The following is a 3,182-nucleotide window of genomic DNA, read 5'->3' as shown; positions in this document are numbered from 1 at the left end:
CGGCCAGTTCGAGCGAGCAGACCTTCCTTCTGGAGCGGGCCTCGACCGCGGCCTACATCGCCTATCAGCGCGCCGGCAACGCCGGCGAGGAGGCGGACGCGCTGGCGGTGCTCGGCCGGGCGATGTCGGACCGCAAGCTGTGGCGCCCGGCGCTGGATAGCCTCCGGCTGTCGCTCGATCTGCGCGAAGTCGCCGAGGTCCGCGGCCAGTATGAGAAGATGCGCGACGAGCATGGCTTCCGGCTGTTGGATTATACCGTCGATTCCGACGGAGCTTCGCCGCGCGCCTGTTTCCAGTTCTCCGAAGACCTCGCCAAGCGGGTGGATTTCGCCCCGTTCCTGGCGCTGGTGGGCAATGACACTCACGATGACGACGCGGCGCCGAGCCTTCGTCTTGTCGAGCCTGCTGGCGGTTGCGGCCGGGACGGTCGCGGTGCCCACCGCACATGCCGACAACAGCAGGCTGAACAACGGCGTCTTCGCCAACATCTACACCGCCCAGAAGCAGAATGGTTGCGCGGCGGACCCGCGACTCGACGGGCGCCTCGTCGACGCAGCGCGAAATCAGGCGTTGGACTTGCTGAACAACCACGACCTCAACGGCGACATCGGTTCCGACGGCTCGACACCGCAGGACCGGGCCCAAGCCTTGGGCTTCGCCGGCACGGTCGCCGAGACCGTGGCGAACAACCAGTCGCTCGCCATCAACGGTATCGACATCCTCGGTCAGTGGTACGGCGATCCGGTGCTGTGGGGAATCGTGAAGGATTGCAGCCACACCGCACTGGGAGTGTGGTCGGAGAACAGCTTGGATCGCAGCGTGGTGGTGGCGGTCTACGGCAGCCCAGCTTGATACTGCTGGAATAGGTTCTGCGCCAGCGTCACAACGTCTTCGTGTAGGGCCCCAGTGACGAGCACGACTCATCGGCCATCGGGAACACATTGCCGCAGCCGCGCCCGGTGGCAAGATACGTCCCGCCACTGCGGTACGGCGTGAAGAACACCTGAACGGGGTCAAAGGTGGGATGGAAATTGCACTGCGGCGGTGTGTAGCCACGCAATTCGATGCACACCGTCATCGAGTTTGGAGTGATCTCACCAGTGCACGGCCCGTGCGTCAGTGTCGCGGTCACCATGTCCGTACCGGACACGTCGACCTTCGACGGTGACGTGAGCGTGTAGGAACACGAAGCCGCGGGTACCGGGGCGGGTGGTGGAGCCGCCCCAGCGGTGGCGACGTCCAGACCCACCGTCGCCAGAACCACGACCGCCAGAAGAACGGCCATCCGCACGGCTCTCGTCGTTTGGTTCACTTCAGCGCCTTCCTTTGGCGTTCAACAGCTCTGATGGAGACTTGGTCAGACGGGGTCGAACTGGGAGATGAGCCATCGCCCGTTCACCTTGTCCAACCCCACCCGCACGGTGGACGCGAGAGCGGTGGGCGCCCCCGCTCCCACCGTGGTCCTCTGGTTGACGAACACCAGCGCGACGGCGTGATCGACGCTCGCCGACACCGAGGAGACGGCGGGCACCGACGCAGCCGCGGTGATCTGCTGTTGCTTGGCGCCGGGGATCACGACGTCATTGGTCAGGGACGTGTACGAGTTCCGAAAGTCCCCGGTGAGCAGATCGCGGGCGGCGACGAGTTGTTTGTCGACGTCGGCCGGAGTGTACGACAGGAGTGCAACCGTCCCGTCGCGGGCGGCCTGCACTGATTGGGTTCGCGCCGTTTGCGAGTCGCGGATCGTCGTATCCGTCCACTTCAAATAACCCGCGCCCAGGAACAGGATCAACGCGATTGCCGGGAGCAGCCCGTAGGTGACGATCCGCCTCCAATCAAGCTGAAGGCGACGACCTTTCGGCGCGATTTCCACAACGCGACCGTCCACTTCCGTTGCCGTGGCCGTCGTGTCGTCAGTTTCGAGAGTTTCGTCGTCGTGGTCGAGCGAGGTTGTCGTCATCACCGCTGCCTGTTCTTCGTCTGCGTCGTCATTGCCGGCCTCTGTCGTTGCCTTGGTCACGGTACGAACTGCACATTGGAAATCTTGGCCTGGTCGCCCATCCTCTGGACGTCGATGCGCATCCGCCATGCGCGTGGTCGTTCCTCGGCCGCACCGAGATTGGTGGTCTTGACCGCTACCGCTACCAACACCTGGGCCTGATCGCCCGACTCTGACTCAAGGCCGGCTTCGGTCACCGTTCCGACGGACTTCGACTGCGCCTGTTTGACCACCTCGACGAAAGGTTGTGAACGCTTGGAGAAGTCGTCGTAGAAGGTGCCGGTCGCCGAATCCAGGATGCGGTTGATGTCGGCGTCGGCCTCCTGCCAGTCGATGGTCGTCAGGTTTACGGCGCCCTGGCGTGCCACCTGCACGAACAAGTCGTCCCGATGCTGGGCCAGCTCCGATTGATATGTCCGAAATCCAAGGAAGCCAACGAGTGCCGCCGCTACGACGACGATCGTCAAACTCACCAGCATCGCCGTCCTGGCCGGTGACAGTCGTTTCGTGCGAGACGGTACCGGCTCGTCGGCTTCGGCGTCGTAGTCGGCGGCGTCGTCGGTATCGGCGACATCGGCCTCCTCGGCGGTCTCGGACTCCTCGAGCGTCGTGCTCGCGGCGACGGCGTCGGACTCGGTCAATTCGTCTTCGGCGGCACCATCATGCTTTGCCATGTTTGCTCCTGTGGGGTGTGGTTGGCCAGGTTGGCCTGCGTGTACACCTTGCCGTCGGGCCCGACGTACGTGCCGGTGGCGGGGTCGTATTGGGCAACCGCGATCGGCGGCGGCGGTGCGGCATCCGGCGGTGGAGGCGGCACGAGGGGCGGCGCGTCGGCGGCATATCCGGGTGGAATCGGATCGCCGGGGTTGAACTGCGGAACCGCCTGCCCCGTATACGTCCCGTTGGGGTCGCCCTTCCAGTCGAATCCGTCGTTCAGGGGAACGTACGGTTTGTCGCTTTCGCACAGCTTCACCGTCGGTGCACGCTTGCCGGGCCGCGTCTCGCACGGGTAGTTCTTTGCGCCGCGGACGTTGAACGGTCCGTCCTGCGGTGTGCGGCAGTAGAGGAGCCCGGCCGGGGGGTCGGGGTAGTCCGTCAGCGAAGCCGAGCGCATCTGAGTCGGGGGCAGGAATCCGGTCGTGCAGGGCTTGGGCAGGTTGATGTTCAGGTTGAAGCTCAGATA

At 64.8% G+C, this 3,182-nt stretch carries 5 protein-coding genes and 1 pseudogene; 1 reads left to right on the top strand and 5 read right to left on the bottom strand.

Features of this window, described 5'->3' with window-relative positions:
• The coding region (locus ACRDUX_RS21285) for a hypothetical protein (protein ID WP_526416215.1) at positions 1-365 on the bottom strand (365 nt) is incomplete at its 3' end.
• A 1-nt stretch (position 366) separates the two neighbouring features.
• Between ACRDUX_RS21285 and ACRDUX_RS21280 the strand changes: the two genes are divergently transcribed.
• Complete coding sequence (locus tag ACRDUX_RS21280) at positions 367-852, top strand: CAP domain-containing protein (protein WP_526416213.1); 486 nt, start codon at positions 367-369, stop codon at positions 850-852.
• A gap of 28 nt (positions 853-880) precedes the next feature.
• Here ACRDUX_RS21280 and ACRDUX_RS21275 read toward each other — a convergent pair whose 3' ends face one another.
• The 4 genes and pseudogenes from ACRDUX_RS21275 to ACRDUX_RS21260 all read right to left on the bottom strand — a co-directional run.
• Entirely contained in the window at positions 881-1,285 is a 405-nt protein-coding gene (locus tag ACRDUX_RS21275; RefSeq protein ID WP_526416211.1) for a hypothetical protein, read from the bottom strand.
• A gap of 72 nt (positions 1,286-1,357) precedes the next feature.
• Positions 1,358-2,020: an Rv1363c family protein gene (locus tag ACRDUX_RS21270; protein WP_526416209.1), complete on the bottom strand. Its 663-nt coding sequence runs from the start codon at positions 2,018-2,020 to the stop codon at positions 1,358-1,360.
• Positions 2,017-2,673 (bottom strand): Rv1363c family protein, encoded by a 657-nt coding sequence (locus tag ACRDUX_RS21265; RefSeq protein WP_526416207.1) that lies wholly within the window; start codon positions 2,671-2,673, stop codon positions 2,017-2,019. The genes ACRDUX_RS21270 and ACRDUX_RS21265 overlap by 4 nt, the downstream gene beginning before the upstream one ends.
• Positions 2,637-3,182: pseudogene (locus tag ACRDUX_RS21260) on the bottom strand (MCE family protein); the annotation flags it as partial. The pseudogene ACRDUX_RS21260 and the gene ACRDUX_RS21265, both read right to left, overlap by 37 nt.

Source organism: Mycobacterium sp. (assembly GCF_050701675.1).
Classification (GTDB): Bacteria; Actinomycetota; Actinomycetes; order Mycobacteriales; family Mycobacteriaceae; genus Mycobacterium.
This window is presented reverse-complemented; position numbering and strand designations above follow the sequence as displayed.